The organism is Streptococcus oralis subsp. oralis (genome assembly GCF_000960035.1).
GTDB lineage: Bacteria > Bacillota > Bacilli > Lactobacillales > Streptococcaceae > Streptococcus > Streptococcus oralis_G.
In genome coordinates, this window is record NZ_JYGR01000002.1 from 199,344 (window position 1) to 218,470 (window position 19,127).

13 protein-coding genes are annotated in these 19,127 nt (G+C 43.7%); 1 reads left to right on the forward strand and 12 read right to left on the reverse strand.

Annotated elements, in window-relative coordinates:
- Positions 1-112 precede the first annotated feature (112 nt).
- The 10 genes from trhO to TZ92_RS01285 form a co-directional block, all read right to left on the reverse strand.
- The gene (trhO, locus tag TZ92_RS01235; RefSeq protein WP_033630479.1) at positions 113-1,099 is read right to left on the reverse strand and encodes an oxygen-dependent tRNA uridine(34) hydroxylase TrhO; all 987 of its coding nucleotides are present in this window, start codon (positions 1,097-1,099) and stop codon (positions 113-115) included.
- Between the two features lie 131 nt (positions 1,100-1,230).
- Positions 1,231-1,527 (reverse strand): bacteriocin immunity protein, encoded by a 297-nt coding sequence (locus tag TZ92_RS01240; RefSeq protein WP_033630480.1) that lies wholly within the window; start codon positions 1,525-1,527, stop codon positions 1,231-1,233.
- A gap of 68 nt (positions 1,528-1,595) precedes the next feature.
- Complete coding sequence (locus TZ92_RS01245; RefSeq protein WP_033630481.1) at positions 1,596-2,285, reverse strand: CPBP family intramembrane glutamic endopeptidase; 690 nt, start codon at positions 2,283-2,285, stop codon at positions 1,596-1,598.
- 160 nt (positions 2,286-2,445) lie between these two features.
- Entirely contained in the window at positions 2,446-3,930 is a 1,485-nt protein-coding gene (locus tag TZ92_RS01250; protein WP_000800398.1) for an ABC transporter substrate-binding protein, read from the reverse strand.
- A 108-nt stretch (positions 3,931-4,038) separates the two neighbouring features.
- Positions 4,039-4,962 (reverse strand): carbohydrate ABC transporter permease, encoded by a 924-nt coding sequence (locus TZ92_RS01255; RefSeq protein ID WP_000818344.1) that lies wholly within the window; start codon positions 4,960-4,962, stop codon positions 4,039-4,041.
- 13 nt (positions 4,963-4,975) lie between these two features.
- On the reverse strand, positions 4,976-5,905 hold the full coding sequence (locus tag TZ92_RS01260) for an ABC transporter permease (RefSeq protein ID WP_000714584.1): 930 nt from the start codon (positions 5,903-5,905) through the stop codon (positions 4,976-4,978).
- 200 nt (positions 5,906-6,105) lie between these two features.
- Complete coding sequence (locus TZ92_RS01265) at positions 6,106-7,986, reverse strand: N-acetyl-beta-D-glucosaminidase (RefSeq protein ID WP_033630482.1); 1,881 nt, start codon at positions 7,984-7,986, stop codon at positions 6,106-6,108.
- Positions 7,980-8,849, reverse strand: a complete 870-nt coding sequence (locus TZ92_RS01270) for an ROK family protein (protein WP_033630483.1) — start codon at positions 8,847-8,849, stop codon at positions 7,980-7,982. The genes TZ92_RS01265 and TZ92_RS01270 overlap by 7 nt, the downstream gene beginning before the upstream one ends.
- A gap of 96 nt (positions 8,850-8,945) precedes the next feature.
- Positions 8,946-11,591 (reverse strand): alpha-mannosidase, encoded by a 2,646-nt coding sequence (locus TZ92_RS01275; RefSeq protein ID WP_033630484.1) that lies wholly within the window; start codon positions 11,589-11,591, stop codon positions 8,946-8,948.
- 243 nt (positions 11,592-11,834) lie between these two features.
- Positions 11,835-13,115, reverse strand: coding sequence for a glycoside hydrolase family 125 protein (locus TZ92_RS01285; RefSeq protein WP_033630486.1), 1,281 nt, complete (start codon positions 13,113-13,115; stop codon positions 11,835-11,837).
- Positions 13,116-13,286: 171 nt separating this feature from the next.
- Between TZ92_RS01285 and TZ92_RS01290 the strand changes: the two genes are divergently transcribed.
- Complete coding sequence (locus TZ92_RS01290; protein ID WP_033630487.1) at positions 13,287-15,374, forward strand: GH92 family glycosyl hydrolase; 2,088 nt, start codon at positions 13,287-13,289, stop codon at positions 15,372-15,374.
- 36 nt (positions 15,375-15,410) lie between these two features.
- Here TZ92_RS01290 and TZ92_RS01295 read toward each other — a convergent pair whose 3' ends face one another.
- Complete coding sequence (locus tag TZ92_RS01295; RefSeq protein ID WP_033630570.1) at positions 15,411-17,090, reverse strand: alpha-L-fucosidase; 1,680 nt, start codon at positions 17,088-17,090, stop codon at positions 15,411-15,413.
- A 530-nt stretch (positions 17,091-17,620) separates the two neighbouring features.
- Positions 17,621-19,126 (reverse strand): zinc ABC transporter substrate-binding protein AdcA, encoded by a 1,506-nt coding sequence (locus TZ92_RS01300; protein WP_033630488.1) that lies wholly within the window; start codon positions 19,124-19,126, stop codon positions 17,621-17,623.
- Position 19,127 lies beyond the last annotated feature (1 nt).

Here is a 19,127-nt window from a genome sequence, read left to right on the forward strand (position 1 = left end):
CCTTTGAAATCGTTTACACATAGTATACCCTATTTTCCTGAAAGATACAGAAACAAATTTTAGATTTTTAGATAAAAAGCATAGAAAAACAGCCCCTGAAGGCTGTTTGATGTTATACAGTAGCGACTTGATCCAAGCTTTCACCGATAGCAGCTAAGCGCTCAACAACTTCTGCTTGTGTCAATTCATTTTCTGAAACATAGCGGTTGTGTGGGTGAACACGACACTCGTGTGAGCATCCACGAAGGTACTTGTCTTCATTTTCTTCTGATGTTAGGATACGACGGTTACAGAAGGGATTTCCACAGTTGACATAACGTTCACATGGTGTTCCATCAAACCAGTCTTTCCCTACGATGGTTGGGTTAACATGGTTGACATCGACTGCGATACGCTCGTCAAAGACGTACATTTTCCCATCCCAAAGCTCGCCTTGAACTTCTGGGTCTTTACCGTAAGTTGCGATTCCTCCGTGCAATTGGCCAACATCTTTGTAGCCTTCACGCACCATCCAACCTGAGAATTTCTCACAGCGAACGCCACCTGTACAGTAAACCACGACACGCTTGTCCATGAATTTTTCCTTGTTGTCGCGGACCCACTGTGGTAACTCACGGAAGTTGCGGATGTCTGGGCGGATAGCCCCACGGAAGTGTCCTAGATCGTACTCATAATCGTTACGCGTGTCAAGGACCACTGTATCTTCGTCAAGAAGGGCTTCTTTAAACTCTTTTGGAGACAAGTAAGCACCTGTTGTTTCAAGTGGGTTGATGTCGTTGTCAAAATCGTTGTCTTCCAAACCAAGGTGGACAATTTCTTTCTTGTAGCGAACAAACATCTTCTTGAAGGCTTGTTCATTTTCTTCGTCAATCTTGAACCAGAGGTCTTCCATGCCTGGGAGGCTGTGAACGTAGTCCATGTATTTTTGAGTTGTTTCGTAGTCACCTGAAACAGTCCCGTTAATCCCCTCGTCAGCGACTAGGATACGGCCTTTGAGACCGATTGATTTACAGAAAGCCAGGTGGTCTGCCGCAAATTGCTCTGCGTTTTCAATTGGAGTATAGAGGTAGTAAAGTAAGACACGAATATCTTTTGCCATAAGATTTGTTCTCTTTTCTATTCTTAAATTTTCAGAATTTTTCATTCAACTATACTAGTATACCCACTTGGGAAAACGAATGCAATTTATTTGACCGGAAATTATATAGAGAGACCTGCCACTGCACTTCATCAGTAACCATAGCGAATCGCAGATAATTCTCTCAATTTTTTGATTTGCTTAGCTTGACTTTCTGACAAACCCAGCTTATTGTCAATCAACACACGTGAGATGTCAACGTTCATTTGGCTCAGAATAAATGGAGTAGAGGTCCCATCATCCTCTAATCGTTTTTTATAAATCACTAACTGATTTTTCAAGGGAGCAAGTTGAGGCGCAGACTTTATATCTTCCAATAGATAATCAATGATGGTCATGGCTTCACAACGCCTTTCTCTACCTCCAGCGAACCATTTTAATGGTGTCATTCTCATTTTCCTCCTGAAATTCGCTTATAAATTGAAAAACTATAATTCCTAACTCTCCAGCCAATATTTTACCCAAACACCCTATGTAAAAAAGTCAGCAAAAATGGCAAGGTCGCTACAATATTATTGATTACATGCACCGCATAGGAAGGATAAATGCTCTTGGTATAACGGGTCAAACCAGCAAAGATGATTCCAGATGTTGTAAAAACGAAAATATCTAACAGACTAGGCAGACTTGAAAAATGAGGAAGAGCAAACAAAATGGAAGGAAGAAACAAATCAAGGCCAAATCGCGAATGTTTAAAGAAAGCATGTTGCAGTAATCCTCTATAGATTAACTCTTCCATCAGCGGAACCAGAAAGAACAGGGCTATATAAATACCTAGCTCTGCAAAGTTAGTCCCACTATAACCAATCAATACAGCCCAACCTTCCGCAGTTGACTGAACATGTTTAGCTGTCTGAACGTTAAAAAAGATCTGGAGCACTACCACTAATACTGTCAAAATCAAATACCAAAGCCTTTTTTTTCTTGGAATGCGAAAGAGATAACCATGGTCTGTCTTAACCAGAATCCAAATCATGACTCCGATAAATAGCAAACTCAAGATATTTTGAATCCAGAAGAAATTGCCAATCTGGGAAGAAAATTGCCAATAGTTTTGGACAATAAGCGTCAGCTGGGAAAGGCCAAATACGAAAAATAGGTAAGAGAAGACAGCACTCATTTTGAAAAGAAGACGATATTTTTTCATAATAAATCCCCTATAGATGTATGTGTATCACATCGCATAAACCCTCAGAACCACTGTTTTCATTTTTACATCCTAAAAATCACTACCTCCCCTAGAGAACTAAGGAAGGCAGTGATCACATTTTTAGGAATTAGGAATGAATACACGAAATCAATCGTTCTTATGATTTTTTGTTTTTCAAGAATTCGTCGTATTGTTTTTGCATTTCGTTCAATACTTTTTCGTAGGCACCTTCAGATTTCAATTTTTCCATCAATTCTGGGATTGCTTTATCTGGGTCTACAGTACCAGTGTTGATAGCTGTATCGAATTGTTGCATTGTGTTAGAAATTGCTGAGATTTCAGATTTCACACTGTCAGTGTTAAAGATAAATCCAAGTGCTGGAGATTCTTTAGCTTCTGCCAATTGTTTCTTAGAATCTGCAATTTGTTGGTCTGTAACGTTTTCGTTGATGTAAAGGATCCAGTTGTTACCAGTGTTCCAACCTGACATGTGAGTGTTTCCTTTATATCCATCAAGGACGCGGACACGGTTTTCTTTACCTTCAACTTTTTCCCAGTTCTTACCTTCTGGACCGTAAACAAGACCGTTCAAGAGTTCTGGGTTTGTGTTCAAGAGATTCAACACTTCCATTGATTTTTCTTTGTTCTTAGAGTTGTTTGAAATGACAAAGTTAGCAACTTGTGTTGTTTGGTTTTTCTTGATAAAGTTAGTAATTGGTTTGATTTGGATGTCTTTGTTAGCAACACGTGAAAGCAAGCTGTTACCATAGTCAGCTGGTCCTACTGTTTCTTCACGAACGAACCAAGTATCTTGTTGAAGGTCAAATGAAGTGTCGCTTGTTGCTACGTCTTTTGGAATGTATCCAGCTTCATAGAATTTGTGAAGAGTCTTCAAATGTTCTTTGAAACGAGGCACTTCGTAACGGTTTACGATCTTAGTAGTGTCTCCTTCAAGGTCGATAACAAATGGAAGTCCGTTTGGTACTGGGTAGTCAAAGTTATCAGATGGGATAAAGTTCTTCGTAACCGCAAATGGTACTACATCTGGAGCTTTTTCTTTAATTTGTTTCAAGACTGGTTCAAGTGTTTCGTATGAAGTGACACCTGAAATATCGATACCGTATTTAGCAAGAAGAGTTCCGTTGAAGGCAAAGTTTTGAGATGATGCAACGTTAGCTGCAACTGGTACTGCATAGATCTTACCGTTTACAGTGTTCCCTTTGATGTAAGCTGGGTCAAGTGCTTTGTAAAGCTCTGCTCCTTCTTTTTTATACAATTCAGTCAAGTCAGCATAAGCACCTTTTTGAGCATTTACGACATAGTTAGATGCAAATGCGATATCATAGTTTTCACCAGATGATGTGATAACAGACATTTTCTTATCATAGTCACCCCATCCAAGGTATTGGATATCCAATTTAGCACCGACTTTTTCTTCGATGATTTTGTTTGCATTTTCTAGCAATTCATCCAAGTTGTCTGGTTTGTCACCGATTTGGTACATTTTGATTACAGGTTTTTCACCTGAAGTAGTATCTGCAGCTTTTTTGTTGTTACCTGTAAGGTTTCCACAAGCAGCAAGACCAGCAGCCAAAGCGACTACGCTAGCAGATGCAAAAGCATATTTTTTCCAGTTTTTCATGATAAAAACTCCTTTTTTTATTTTTAAACTTATAAACGATTTAATAATTTGTAACTTCAGTCACTAAGATGAAGTTGGGAAGGGAGAAACGGTGTTTCTCAGCAAGTGCTATTCTTTCACACCACCGATCGTCAACCCTTTAACAAAGTAGCGTTGGAAGAATGGATACAGAATCGCGATTGGAAGGGTTGCAACAACAACCATGGCCATACGACCTGTTTCTTTTGGAAGAGCGACTCCCAGTTGGCCAGATAGGCCGACTGCTTTTGCAATGTAGTCCATATTTTGCTGGATTTGCATGAGCAAATATTGCAATGGATACAAGTTGTCACTCTTGATGTAAAGAAGGGCGTTGAACCAGTCGTTCCAGAAACCAAGAGCTGTCAAAAGCGTGATGGTTGCGATACCTGGAAGTGACAAGGGCAAACAGATCTGGAAGAAGATCCGAGCTTCACTGGCACCATCGATACGAGCAGATTCGAGAATGGCTTCTGGAATGGTCTTCTTGAAGAAGGAACGCATCAAAATGATGTTGAATGGTGAGAGAAGCATTGGAACAATCAAGGCCCAAACGGTATCACCAAGTTGAAGCAGGCGAGTGACCACAATATAGCCTGGTACCAAACCAGCGTTGAACAACATACTAAGAAGAGCGAAGATTGTGAAGAATCTGCGGTACTTAAAGGTTGTCCGTGAGATGGCGTAGGCATAAGTAGTTGTAATGAAGACGTTGGTCACTGTTCCGACTACTGTTACAAAAACTGAGATAAAGAGCGCTTGGAGGATCTTATCTTTAAACTGAGCTAGGAACTGGAATCCATCTACACCGAACTTCGAAGGGAAAAAGCTATATCCATACTGGAGGATGCTCTTTTCATCTGTCACCGAAATGATGATAACGAAGATAAAGGGCAAGATACAAGAAAGAGCGATCAAACCAGAGATGATACTAAAGAAGATATCTGCTTTCTTACTGAAGGAGTGAATGCCGACATTATCGATTTTTTCTTTTTTAATTTTCTTTTCTGCCATATTCTCCTCCTTTCTAGAACAAAGCTGAGTTTGGATCGACTCGTCTTGCAAGCAAGTTTGATAGGATAACCAGAATCAAACCGACTACGGATTGGTAAAGACCGGCTGCTGAAGCCATACCGATATCTGCTGTCTGAGTCAAACCATTAAAGACATACACGTCCAAAACGTTGGTTACATTGTAAAGCTGACCAGCATTATGTGGAATTTGATAGAAGAGACCAAAGTCTGCACGGAAGATATTTCCGACTGCAAGGATGGTCAAAACTGTTACAAGTGGAGTCAACTGAGGAATGGTTACGTTGCGAATACGTTGCCACTTGCTCGCCCCGTCCACTGTTGCTGCTTCGTAGTAGGTTGGGTCAATTCCCATGATCGTCGCATAGTACATGACACTGCTATATCCAAAGCCTTTCCAAATACCTAGGAAAAGGAGAAGGTATGGCCAAATGCCTAAGTCAGCGTAGAAGTTGACTTCCTTCATGCCAATGGATGTTAGGAAATGGTTGAAGACCCCTTTGTCAATGTTTAGGAAGGCATCTGTAAAGAAACTGATGATAACCCATGACAAGAAGTAAGGGAACAACATAGACGTTTGGAAAATCTTAACCATTCTCTTAGAGCGAAGCTCGCTGAGGATAATGGCAATCCCTACTGATACAATCAAACCGATAAAGATAAAGCCGAGATTGTAGAGAACGGTATTTCGAGTGATGATAAAGGCATCTTTTGAACTAAACAAGAATCTGAAATTATCTAACCCGACCCATTTACTATTCACAATACTATCTATGAAACCATTACTGGTCATATGGTAGTCTTTAAAGGCAACCACATTCCCAAATACTGGAATGTAAAAGAATAGAATCAACCAGAGTGCCCCTGGTAAAACCATCAAGAGAAAGATCCAGTTATCTCTCAAGGTCTTTGAAAACTTTTTCATAATTTCCTCCCTTTTTATTCCTAAAAACTGATTTCATCGAATTTTTAGGTTTGATAACGATTACATTATTAGTATACTCCTATTTGAAGGCTAGGTTAAACTACTAATTATAGAAAAAACTCCACAAATTATTTTTTGTGGAGAAGTTTTTTATAAGAAATAGGTTTCACGAGAAACACTCTGACTCGGAAAAGATGCCTTTAAGTCGTATAAATCGTTGAAGCTGTTGCAATGGTATGCCACTGGTTGGCTGTTGTGGCTGCGAAGTCCTTGTCTGCGTAGAAGTCAGTAAATGGTAGGATTTCAACTTCTAGCTCGTCGATGCGGTCAATCTGCCCTGCCAGATAAGCCTCTATACGGCTTTCTGCTCGTTTGATACGTTGCAAGAGTCCGCCCATACGGATATCGACCGTATCTAAACCAAAGATCTTGTTTTCTTTCAGCCATTGGTGGCTAAAGAGAGCATGGAAGTGTTCAATCTCGCTTCTGAGTTTTGGTAATTCTTCTCTGGCGATTGCTTGCAGACTTTCTTTATCGTTTGTTTGGTAGGCCTGACGAATGCGTCGTCCCACATCGACTTTAGAACTTAAAATAGCATTCAACTGGGCCTGAGTTTCAAAGAGATAAGCATAGTTTCCAGCTTTTTCTTTGATTTCAGCAAGCGTTTCAGCGGCCTGAGCGAAGTGCGGTTTGTCCTGTTCAGGTGTCATGTGTCTATCAAGAATCGGGCAAAGAACATCCTGATAAAAGACATAGCGGTTGGGATTGATACCACTGAGATTGCCTGGTAGATCTGGCAAGAGGTTGGCTAGGTCAATCTGCATGAAATCCTCAACTGATAGACCTGTATTGGTCTTGAAGTGTGCAGACAAACGGTCTAGGTCATTGCGGTAGCTGAGTTCTGCCCAGATTTGCAAGCTGGGTAGGATAGAAAACTGGGCTGTCTCGCCACCGTTATCCCCCCAACCCGTCACGATAACTTCTTTTATCTGATTGGCACGACAGGCTTTATTGGCCTCGATAGCGATGAGACGGCTGAAATGGTTGTTGGGTGTGAAACCAATCCACTTCCAAGCACCACCTGCAAAGGCAATATCTTGGCTAATCTTGTGATGGTTGCGGAAATTGCGATTGTACTTTTCTTCGCTGTCTTGATAATAATCCCAGTAAACCAAGGTCACACGGTCTTTGAGACGGTCTAGGTAGACACGAGTTTCCTCTGGAATCTCCACGTCACGATCGTACTGGCCATCCGCTGACATGAGTTTAAAGAACATATCGCTCCACATTTGGCAGTGGAAACCATACTTATCGGCAATATCCAGCACGCGCTCCAAGTGTTGACACATGAGGAGACTACGGTCCACAACACCGTTCAAGATCAGGTAGCGTCCCAAACCAACCAAGTGGGCTTCGTCCATCCCGATATTGACCTTGCGTGTCTGCAGTTTAGACAGAGTGGCAAACATGCCATCAATCAAATCATAAACCTTTTCTTCACCAATAAGGAGAATGTCCTCTACATCACGAAGTTCCTGCACTTCTTTGACACCCCATTTAACGAAGGCCGACAAATGAGCCAAGGTCTGGATGCAAGGCACAAAGGTCATGTCAAACTGCTGGGCGTAGGCTTCTATTTCCTGCAGCTCCTCAGCCGAGTAGGCACCACGGAAATAACCAAAGTAAGGTTGTCCCTCAATCTGATAAGTATCTTCCATGTAAAGCTCAAAGGTTGAATAACCCATGAGAGCCAAGACCTCAATCATCTGTTTGGCAGAAGCGACATTGAGCACTGCATTTCGTGAACAGTCTGCCATGTAGGCCAACTCTTCGTAAGCAGCTTCTTCTTCAATCTCTACCTTATCACCTTCTACTAGAGCTGTTGCCAATAAGGACAAGGCGCGGTATAGTTGGTGAGGTTTGCGATAGGTTAGTTGATAGTGTCCACTTTCACCCTTGATAGAGATAGTGGCTTGATTAAACTGAGCGACTGCTACCTCTACATCTGCTAGCGAAATATGCTTTTTAAGCAACTCTAATGCTTGCTCTTGTTTGGGACTAAGTCCTGTAAATCTTACCATTGGTTTTCCTCCTGCAGCCAGTTGACAAGGGCACCGTAGAGATTGGCTTCTGCATGATAGGTGCAGGCCTGGATAACTGGTGCGACCGTGTATTCTTCGTAGGTCTCGACAAATGCTTCGACAGCTTTTTTGACCCCTTGGATGAAGTCTGGATTTTGGCTGATAGAGCCTCCCAGACTAATGACATCTGGATCGATCAGATACTGGATATTGAGCAAGCCTTGCGCCAGATTACGGTTCATGCGCTCAATGGCTTCTTGGCAAAGGGCATTCCCGACTGCAGCTTCTTGGTAAATCTTGCGACCATCCCAGTCAGTCTGACCAGATTTTTCAATTACGTAGCGAACCATGTTTCCTGTAGAGGCTAATAGTGACCAGTTGTTAAGTTTTTCAGCTGGTTCAATGGTTGTCATATAGCCAAACTCACCACCTAAGCCGTGGCGACCACGGTGAAGTTTGCCATTGATAATCATAGCTCCGCCAATTCCTGTCCCAATCACGACACAGGCTGCATTTTCAATCTCTGGATGAGCCAGCAGTTCACTAAGTCCAACACAGTTGGCATCATTTTCTAGATGGACAGGTAGCTGATGATGAGCAAACGTCTCATACCAAGAAAAACCATGGATGTAAGGCACGGCACTGAAGCCATCAATCACACCTGTCTCTTGATTGACCGCGCCTGGAACGCTCATGGCAATGCCCTTATAATCTTTCTCTGCCAAGCATTTGTCTAGCCATGCCAGTAAATCTTCTAGGGTTTCTGGTGTCGGTGTACTTGTCTTATCTAGTATTTTTCCATCAGGAGTCAGACTGGCAAACTTAATCCCAGTTCCTCCGATATCAATGGTTGCAATCATCATATTTTCACCAAAAAAGGGGCGAATCAGTAGTTTATCCTTACTCTTTCGCCCCTCCTTTCTATCTCATAGTATTAGTTATAGAACACTTTAAAACTGTTAAATGTCTTCTTTTTTAATCAATTCTGTACGAATTTCTTGTGGTGCTAAGAGTCCTGAATGAACTGGATATGGTCGCTCAAGCAAGTCCAAAATGGTTTGTTGGTGTTCTGATATGCGAACATTTTCTTGACTCATATTGTAGTAACGGAGGACATATCCTTCTTCATTTTCAGCCACTTTAAAGGCTGTTGGGCAAACTTGTGGTAAGCTGAGTGCCGCATGACTCAAGAGGCTACCAGTCGCAGCAACACTTCCTTCTTGTTTAGCAACTTGAAGACTAGTGAATGGTGTTTGGAAGGCTTTGGCACGACGGAAGGCTGAGAAGCGTTCCCCTGCTTGGTGGCATTCAAGCGCAAACTCGACTTCAAACTCACGCAAGCACTGAGCCTCTGGTGTTGGGAAGTAACCCCAGTCACCTAACTCACCTGAGGCACGAAGAACGGTCACGGCAATGGTATCATCTCCAAGGATTTCATACTCGTGCAATCCTTTATTGGCCACCGTCACCCCTTTTTCATCGTCATACAGACTGACAAAGGCTTGTTGGTGTTGAGGATTTTCAGGATTTTCCCATGAAGCCGCTGGTTTATTTGGTCGTGTCACTACCTCATAAATGCTTTCCGAATCATTGCTTGGACGCGTATTATGAGTCTTAACCAAGAGACGGATCCGGTGGTCCTTAGCGGTGTTGGTAAAGCGAGTCTTGAAGCGGATTTGTGGATTGTCAACAAAGACGGTCATCTCTGTTTCAAGAAGAATGCTTGTCCATTCATCTGAGCGCCCAGCTTCACGCGTCATAAACTCGATGATACCTCTTTGTTCCGCATCCAGTTTTTCGTCTGCACTTACTGGAATTGTCAATTCATGCTTGAGCAAGATCTTGGCAAAACGAGCTGTATTTTCCAAGACCTCATAGTCTTTGAGTTCTGCGTAGATAGGCTCTGTTCCTTTTGGTTGGAAGTAGATGTACTCATTTCCGATGTCACCACGGTCTTCAAAGCGAATAACATCTTCATAAGCTTCATGAGTTGTCTTGTCGTAGACTGTGATAGTTTCATCCACACTGACCGTTACAAATGGCGTATCAATCACTCCATTTTGGTAAATACCGTCACGATGTTCTTGTTCTCCTTCAAGCAATTGGAAGGTTGTCCAAGAAAGTGGTGCTAGGTGAACAGGTACTGTCACGCGCACTTGTCGAGCGATGCGAGCCTGACGGAACTTATCTTTTGGCAAATCATACTCAAAGTTAGCTCCCAGATCTTCGATTTTCGCTTCTACAGCATGCCCCTCCAAGTCTTCGACACGGTAGCTTGGCAAGGTCAAGGATGCCATCTTCTTATAACCTTCTGTTGGGTGTAATTCCTTGAAATCACAAGTCGCCACATCAATCACGGTGCTGACCGTATCAACCTTGTCGTGCAAGCCTGTGTTGATGACGGTAAAGAGATGGTCGCTTTGGGCTTCGTGGGTTGCGATTTTGCCCTTCCACTCATTGAGAAGATTGGTCTTAACAAAGTTTCCAACTTGGTTAACCTTGGCAAAACGTGTTTCCATCTCACGGTGAACCTCGTCCACGCTACAGCCACAGATACTGTCATGTGGCGCATTTTGCAGAAGGACTTTCCAAGCATAGGTCAACTGGTCCTTATGGTTGTGGCCGCCAGTGATGACGGTCAATGGCTCCACTACTTGTTCTAGGAGATTGCTATTTTCTTGGAAGGATTGTTTGAGGTAAATGCGTGATGAGGAAGTGTTGGCAAGCGTGTACCAACCATCTGTTTCCTGACTTGTCAACTCACCTGTAACCGTTGATAACTGCTCTGGTAGAGCACTTTCTACTGCATGAACATAGTCATCAAAGGAACTATGCACAAAGGTCACATCTGGGAAGAGTTCATTGGCCACACGAATGGCTTCACTCAGATTTCGCTGTACAGGCTGGTGGTCACAGCCGTTCATCATCAACCATTGGTTGGTCGAAGCATAGTCACGCACGTCTGACAATTTTTGTTTCCAAAAGGCCAAGGCTTCGTCCTTATCAACTGGGATTTCATTCCCGTTACTGTACCAGTTGGCAAAGAGGATACCGAGGACACGACTTCCGTCTGCACCCTGCCAGTACATTTCTGAAAACTGGGATGTGAACTGCTCATCTTCGAGAACTTGGTTGTCAAATCCAATCGGCTTGACACCACGCCCAAAGGCTGCCACGTGAATACCTGATTTTTGAAGGATTTGGGGAGCTTGTCCCATATTTCCAAAGGTATCTGGGAAGTAACCAATCTGGGTTGATTTGCCCCATTTTGCACATTCAGCTTGACCAATCAAGGTGTTGCGGACGTTGGCTTCACTTGAAATCAAGTAATCATCCTGCAAGATGTAAAAGGGACCAATTTTAAGTTTGCCTTCGTCAATGTAACGTTGGACTTTGTCACGATTTTCAGGGCGAATTTCCAAGTAGTCATCAAGAACAATAGTTTGTCCATCCAAGTGGAAACTCTTGAACTCAGGGTCATTTTCAAAGAGATCAAAAAGATTGTCAAACAATTCCACCAACTGCATCCGGTGGCTTTCAAAAGGCAAGTACCACTCACGATCCCAGTGACTATGTGAGATAATATGTACAACAACATTTTCCATGAAGTAAAACCTCATTCTAACTTAAATTTTTTAATGTTTTAAATGTAAATTTGTGATTCTAATAAGAATCGGTGAAACTAAAGCGCGCTCCTTATACTCAATGAAAATCAAAGAGCAAACTAGGAAGCTAGCCGCAGTCTGCTCAAAGCACTGCTTTGAGGTTGTGGATAGAACTGATGAAGTCAGTAACCATACCTACGGCAAGGCGAAGTTGACGTAGTTTGAAGAGATTTTCGAAGAGTATTAACGAATATCCAGGTAATCCAAGACTAATTCACAGAACATCATGTTGGCCCAAGAGAACCATTCACGTGAGTAGAGAGTTGGGTCATCCACGTGGAAGCTTTCATGCATGACACCTGTACCCCCATCACAGGCAACCAGCTGATCCAGCAAGAATTTTTTCTCTGCCTTATCTCTTGTTGTCAGGCCTTCGATAGAAAGGGCTATTGGCCAGATATAGCGATAGAAGGTATGAGAACTTCCGAGACCGCTAGCGTATTCTCCTTGGTAGAAATATGGATTTTCAGGGCTTAGAATGGTGCTGCGTGTGGCTTGATACACTTCGTCTTCAATATCGCAATAGCCCAGATAAGGCGCCGCCAACAAACTTGGTACATTTGGATCATCCATGATGCTAGCATTTCCTAGGCCATCCACTTCAAAGGCGTAAATCTTTTCACCCTTGCTGTTGGTTGTGTAAGCGTAATTTTCGATGCCTTCTTGGATTTCAGCCTGGAGACGCTTAGCATCAGCAATAATACTCTCACTATCAGCTAGGTCTAGTTCTGTAAAGATTTCTTGGACATAACCCAAGACTACTACAGCAAACATATTGGACGGAATCAAGTAGCTATACTGGCAGCAGTCATCACTCGGTCGGAAGGCTGACCAGGTCATTCCTGTCACGGCAAAGTCAGGTCCAAAGCCATCATTTACCAGAGTATCTTCCTTACGGTCTGTATCACGGACAAAACGATAAGGAGAATTCTTGTGGTCTTGCTCCACTGTCCATAGATGAAGAATTTCCTTGGTCGCTGCGACAAAAGTCTCATCAAACTGACTGGTCTCGCCAGTCTCTTTCCAAAGGAGATAAGCCAACTGCAAAGGATAGCAAAGCGAGTCCACCTCATACTTGCGTTCCCAAATCCAACCATTAAGGTCGGTATGGTCAGTCTCGTGGTGGCCCTTCCAGTTTTCCTCAATGTTAAAGGAGTTGGCATACGGATCTTTGAGTACTAGGGTCATTTGACGCTTGACCAAACCTGCAATGGTCTGACGCAAGAGAGGATCTTTTTTTGCCACATGCAGGTAGGGTCTAAGTTGGGCTGTCGAATCCCGAAGCCACATGGCAGGAATATCCCCTGTGAGTACAAAGGTTGAACCATCTTCTAGGATCTCAACCGTATTGTCCAAGGTATCTGTATAGCAACGCTCAAAGACATCCACCCACTCCGGATGGTCCTTGGCACGCTCTGCTACTTCATCCAGCCACTCTCTGACAATCTCTTTTGAATAAACCATTTTTAATTTTACCTCTTTCAAACAAGTTTCATGTTCAGTATATAGTTTTTGAGACAGAAAATACATACACAAATGATAGTCATTTTTCTACAAAATTGCTTACTTTCGAACCCCATATCTAAAGGTCTCATTTTTCTGATATAATGTAGAAAAACAGCTAAAGGAAAGACTATGAAACCACTACTTGAAACCATCGATACCCGCTTTGGGACTGCTAGCAAGCATGCCTTTTCTCGGGGAAATACCCTGCCTTACACGGGCGTTCCTTTTGGGATGAATTATTTTGTGCCTCAGACCAGCGATCAGGAGGGAGCTTGGTTTTTCGAACCACATCTGCCCATCTTTCAAGGGATTCGATTAACCCACCAGCCCAGTCCTTGGATTGGCGACTACTCTTGGCTGCTTCTGACACCTGTCACCGGCCAGCTTGGGGGAGATAGTCTCTTTCACCGTCAATCCTCCTATGATAGGGATAAAGCTTCCTTCCAACCTCATTATCTGAAGATTTTCTCCCTGCGCTTTCAGATTGAAACCCAGCTTACACCGACTTGCTATGGCGCTTCTATTCGTTTGGAGCAAAAGCAAGGCAAAGCCCTCTCCCTCTATCTTCACGCAGCAGATGACTTGACAGTCAAGCAAGTAGATAAGCGGACTCTTTCCCTACGACAAGAAGGAAAAACAGAGACAAACAAAAATACGCTAAAACTATTCACTGCCCTGCAAATGAATACGGATATTCTTGCTGTCAGCCAAGAAGGTGGAGACTGGCGAATTGACCTGACAGATAGTCATGCTGACATCCAGCTAGCAACTTCTTTCATCTCGCCTTCTCAAGCTCTGCTTAATCTACCTCAAAAGGACTTTGATAGCTGTAAAGCAAGTGCGAAAGCGGACTGGGAAAATCTCCTCCATCGTTTTGACATACTAGAGACAGGAGAGGCTGACCGAACCTTCTTTGATCACTGCCTCTACAGACTCTTCCTCTTCCCGCAGACTTTTTATGAAGTGAACGAGTCAGGGCAAGCCATCCATATGGACCTGACTACTGGTACTGTCAAGCCCGGTGTCCTCTTTAGCAATAATGGCTTCTGGGATACCTTCCGGACTACATTTCCCCTCTTTGCCCTTATCATACCGGAACACTATCGTCTCTTTTTAGAAGGCTTTCTCAATAGCTACCGCGATACTGGATTCCTTCCAAAATGGCTAGCTCCAGACGAACGGGGTATGATGCCTGGTACCCTTTTAGATGGCATTATCGCAGACAGCGCCTGCAAGGACATGGCCCCCGACCTAGAAAAAGAACTCCTTCAAGCCATGCTTGAAATAGCCACTAAGTCCGACCCTCTCGGCATCAATGGCCGCCACGGACTAGCCCAATACCAAGAACTGGGCTACCTCTCTACCGACCACCACGAAAGCGTCAGCCATACCCTAGACTATGCCTATAGTGATTTTTGTATCGCCAGCTGTGCCGAAAAGCTTGATCAGAATGACATCGCGGAAACTTATAGAACTGCGTCTCAAAATTACCGCCATCTATTTGACGCTGATACAGGTTACATGCGAGCGCGTGATTATCAAGGAAACTTCCGCCCTGACTTCTCTCCCTATAGTTGGGGACGCGACTACGCCGAATGCTCTGCCATTCAAGCGACTTTAGGCGTCCTCCATGACATCCCAGACTTAATCCAGCTTATGGGTGGAAAAGAAGCCTTCAGCAATTATCTTTTGAAAGCCTGTCAGGACGCTCCTCTCTTTGAAACCACCGGCTATGGTTACGAGATTCATGAAATGAGCGAGATGGCAACAGCCCCCTTTGGACAAGTCGCCATCTCTAACCAGCCTAGCTTCCACATTCCATATCTCTTTCGCTACAGCAACTACCCAGACTACACTGCTCTTCTCATCAAGACCCTACGTCAGAGGACCTTTCACCCAAGCTGGCAAGCCTATCCTGGCGATGAGGACAATGGCAGTCTCTCTGCTTGGTATATCTGGTCAGCTCTTGGATTCTACCCGACCTGTCCAGGCAAGCCCAGCTATGATCTCGGAGCCCCTCTCTTTGACCACCTCCGTATCTACCTAGCTAAGGAAAATAAATGGTTAGATATCCACGCTGAACAAAACTACAGCCATTTTAACTTTGTCAAAGAATGCCGATTGGACAAGACCATAGTATCTAGCATTCAACACCAAGACCTCTTGAAAGCTGAGCAACTGACCTTCACCCTCAGCTGGCTACCAAATCACTCCTAACCAAAAGAACCTTTGCATCGCGCAAAGGTTCTTCTTTTATGAAACTTGGACCTGAAGCTGGTCAACCAGCTGCCCATCTACCGTCAGATTCAGATAAAAGTCCAAGGTTTTATCTCCTGCAAAATACAAGGTTGGTAGCGTTAGCTTTTTTTCAGTCTCGCCAACTTGAAACGCAAGGACTTGAATCTCGTCCCGATAAGCGACACCATGCACACCCGTCCCTGGTTGAATCGAAATCTTAGCTTCTAAAGGACTGCTAGATTCTATGCGCTTCACTGTAAAATGGACATTTTCTCCCTTGATCACAGCCAGACTTTTTTCTGAGAACTCTAGTTGCTGAACGACTTCTTTTTTCGGCAAGGTAGGTATTTTATAGAGTGAAATTTTGGTCAACAAAGGAAATGCCTGTGCCTCTGTAATGGTCACGCGTATCTTTTGCGCCTCAACGACTGATCCTCGTAAGAGACGTTTGTAGCCAACAGTATAGCCAGAACCAAACTCCTGCCAGACACCATCCAACTCTACCTGAACACGGAAAGCGGCGATGCGTTGCCCCAGCTTCAAATCTTCTCTCAGCTCGATCACATCAAAAGTTTTAGGAGCCCCTAAATCGAGCTCTAATTGGATTGGCAACTCTGCATCACTTGCCCAAGAACTAGCCTCCAGTCCATCTGTCAGATGATGACAAGCAAAGTCTGGTGATAGAGCAGGGCCAGATACCTTGGCTCCCAAAGCCAAATCTTCCCTATAGAGCTCATCACGGTAGGCAGCAAATTCATACAGTCGCCGGATATCCTTTTCGTCAAAGAGTCCATCTTGGTTTGGCGGAATATTGAGTAAGAGAGGTGTACCCCGACCCACCGAGTGAAAGTAGATTTCGACCAATTCCTCGAGAGACTTGGGGTCCTGATCCTCATGGTAAAACCAGCCCGGCCGAAGAGAAACATCTGCCTCACCGATTGAAAATAGCGTCCCAAAGGGGTCTCCGTGCTGTAGATAATCTAATTCCGCCTCTGTCCCTAACTGGTCTGGCTTGACTTTTTGCCACAAGGGATCCCCTGCATAGCCTCTTTCATTCCCAATCCAGCGAATACTGGTTCCTTCAGTTGAGAAAATCAAACAATCGCCTTGCAAGTCACGAATGGTTTCAAACCAAGTCTCAAACTCATAGTTGACCTTCTGGGCCCCTTCTCCTCGAGCACCATCCATCCACACCTCAGCGAACTTACCAGCATTTCCATAGGCAGGATTTGACAAGATTTCCTTCAATTGAGTCAGATAGTAGGCATTGTAGTCCGCTTCTCGGTTCACGTGATAGAGGGGACTGTGAGCATCCCAAGGAGACAAATACACTCCCATATCCATGTCAAACTCAGTCGCAGCTTTGGAAACCTCAAGGAGCAAGTCCCCCTTTCCATCCCTCCAAGGGCTAGCCTTGACCGAATAATCTGTATGGGCTGTCGGGTAGAGCACAAAACCATCGTGGTGCTTGACCACCAAAATCAGCTTTTTAAAACCCGTTTCTTTGAGTACCCGAATCCATTCACGCGCATCCAACTTGGTCGGGTTAAAACGCTTGGGGTCCTCTTGCCCACTTCCCCATTCTTGGTCATAAAAGGTATTGGGACCAAAATGGATAAAGGCAGCTAGTTCATCCTCTAAATAAGCCAGCTGGGCTTGGCTAGGTAATGGTCCATGTGGTTTTATGTTCGTCATCATCTCGTATCTCTTTCTCTTGTTCACAAAGTTATCCACAAATTGTGGATAAGAAAACATTCCTAAAAACTAGTTTCTCCAAAATCCAGCTCTTAGACTTGGAAGCCTTCACGCTAAACACACCTTTGTCAAACAGCTCTGTACTAGGGTTTCTGCTAGCTCTATAGCAAGTTACTAATGTACGGAACTATTATCAGGATGCTTCAACCCCCTGAGTTGTATGTCATTTCCTCCAAGGCTTATCCACAGACTGTGAATAAACTAGTGTTCCAGACCGCTCTCTCCTTGACTATAACAAAAAACGATAGCAGCGTCAATATGACTAAGATTCCTTCCTAAATCCCCTGAAAAGATTCTATAATTTGTACAATCGTAGCTTTTGAATTCGCCAGCTAGTGAGAATCAGCCAGTAGAAAATGACTGCTTTATCACATTGTGAACAGCACAGCTGTAGTACTATTGTGCCCACAACCTACTCAGATAATCGTTTCTAGCAAAAAATCCCGCAGATTGCGGGATTTTCTCTTGCATCAATGCGCCAACATTTCTTGGGCAATTTCTTGGCCAGATAGGTTATCTGGATAGTAGGTTGGCCAGTTATCCATCTCTTCAAAGAGGGCTTCTTGGCTAGTACCTCCAAAGAAGATATGGAAATGTTCTGCCTTGACTGGGGCGATATTGTGGTCACTAAACTGAACATACTTGAACTGTCCAGCATCTGCATCTGTCGCTTCAAAGAGGAAGCGCACGCCACGATTGCCTTTCTTATAAGTCAAGATTTTCTTGCCGACATACTTGTAGGTGAATTTCTTGCTTTGGCCACCTTGGATGAATTCCATAGTGTTCTCCGTGATGTTGATCTTGGTCACATCTGTCTGATAGCCTTTTCTATAGTAGGCCTTATACTCATCCTTGGTCATCTTGCCAGTCAACTTAGCCTTGTAGTCAAAGACTTGATCAAAAGTTCCATCTTCAAGGAAAGGATAAACTGACTGCCAGTTGCCTACATAGTCACTCAAGGTACGGTCTTTGACATCTGCATCCTCAAAGTAACCATTGTGAACTGTCTTGGTGTTTTCTTCCTTCTCTGGCTCGATTTCTGGCCCTTCTTGGTCCGTTGTCTGTTTCAAAGCCTTGAGGTTTTTCTCCATCACGGAGATGTAGTCCTCACCAGCCTTGGTTGCTTCTTCTGTTAGACTTTCTAGCGGATTGAGCACGTCTAGTTTGACACCTGTTTCTTTTGAGAGTGTATTGGCGAGGGCTTGTGAGGCATTTTCTTCAAAGTAGATATAAGAAATCTTGTTTTTCTTGATATACTCTGTTAATTCTGCCAAACGTGCTGCTGATGGTTCTGCATCTGGTGAGAGACCTGAGATGGATACTTGCTTGAGACCGTAGTCCAAGGCAAGGTAGTTAAAGGCAGCGTGCTGGGTCACAAAGCTCTTTTGTTTAGCTTGAGACAAGCCATCTGTGTAGGCCTTGTCCAATGCTTGCAATTTTTCGATATAGGCAGCCGCATTCTTCTCAAAAGTCTCTTTTTTATCAGGATAATCTGCTGATAAGCTGTCACGGATATGCTCTACCAGTTTGATGGCGCGAACTGGTGAAAGCCAAACGTGGGGATCGTAGTCGTGATGGTGACCTTCACCACCATGATCATGCCCTTCCTCTTCTTCCTCACCACCTGGCAAGAGGAGCATATCACCTGTCGCCTTGATGGTTTTCACTTTTTTCTTATCCAAGGATTCTAGCAATTTTGGAACCCAAGTTTCCATATTTTCATTTTCATAGACAAAGGTATCTGCATCTTGGATTTTGGCAACTGCCTTGGCAGACGGTTCGTATTCATGAGGTTCTGTACCAGCACCGATTAGAAGTTCTACATTAGCAGTATCTCCTGCGACTTGCTTGGTAAATTCGTAGACAGGGTAAAAGGTTGTCACGATATTTAGCTTCCCATCTGCCTGTTTTTGATTGGAACAAGCCACTAAAAACAGGGCACATAGACTAGCCAGTAGTAAGCTTAGTTTTTTCATT

What these genes read in the sequence shown, in the direction of transcription:
- TZ92_RS01275 (WP_033630484.1), bottom strand. Translation starts at nt 11,591, where the DNA reads ATGGAAAATGTTGTTGTACATATTATCTCACATAGTCACTGGGATCGT.
- TZ92_RS01270 (WP_033630483.1), bottom strand. Translation starts at nt 8,849, where the DNA reads ATGATGATTGCAACCATTGATATCGGAGGAACTGGGATTAAGTTTGCC.
- TZ92_RS01295 (WP_033630570.1), bottom strand. Translation starts at nt 17,090, where the DNA reads ATGACGAACATAAAACCACATGGACCATTACCTAGCCAAGCCCAGCTG.
- TZ92_RS01285 (WP_033630486.1), bottom strand. Translation starts at nt 13,115, where the DNA reads ATGGTTTATTCAAAAGAGATTGTCAGAGAGTGGCTGGATGAAGTAGCA.
- TZ92_RS01250 (WP_000800398.1), bottom strand. Translation starts at nt 3,930, where the DNA reads ATGAAAAACTGGAAAAAATATGCTTTTGCATCTGCTAGCGTAGTCGCT.
- TZ92_RS01260 (WP_000714584.1), bottom strand. Translation starts at nt 5,905, where the DNA reads ATGAAAAAGTTTTCAAAGACCTTGAGAGATAACTGGATCTTTCTCTTG.
- TZ92_RS01255 (WP_000818344.1), bottom strand. Translation starts at nt 4,962, where the DNA reads ATGGCAGAAAAGAAAATTAAAAAAGAAAAAATCGATAATGTCGGCATT.
- TZ92_RS01240 (WP_033630480.1), bottom strand. Translation starts at nt 1,527, where the DNA reads ATGACACCATTAAAATGGTTCGCTGGAGGTAGAGAAAGGCGTTGTGAA.
- TZ92_RS01290 (WP_033630487.1), top strand. Translation starts at nt 13,287, where the DNA reads ATGAAACCACTACTTGAAACCATCGATACCCGCTTTGGGACTGCTAGC.
- TZ92_RS01265 (WP_033630482.1), bottom strand. Translation starts at nt 7,986, where the DNA reads ATGGTAAGATTTACAGGACTTAGTCCCAAACAAGAGCAAGCATTAGAG.
- trhO (WP_033630479.1), bottom strand. Translation starts at nt 1,099, where the DNA reads ATGGCAAAAGATATTCGTGTCTTACTTTACTACCTCTATACTCCAATT.
- TZ92_RS01300 (WP_033630488.1), bottom strand. Translation starts at nt 19,126, where the DNA reads ATGAAAAAACTAAGCTTACTACTGGCTAGTCTATGTGCCCTGTTTTTA.
- TZ92_RS01245 (WP_033630481.1), bottom strand. Translation starts at nt 2,285, where the DNA reads ATGAAAAAATATCGTCTTCTTTTCAAAATGAGTGCTGTCTTCTCTTAC.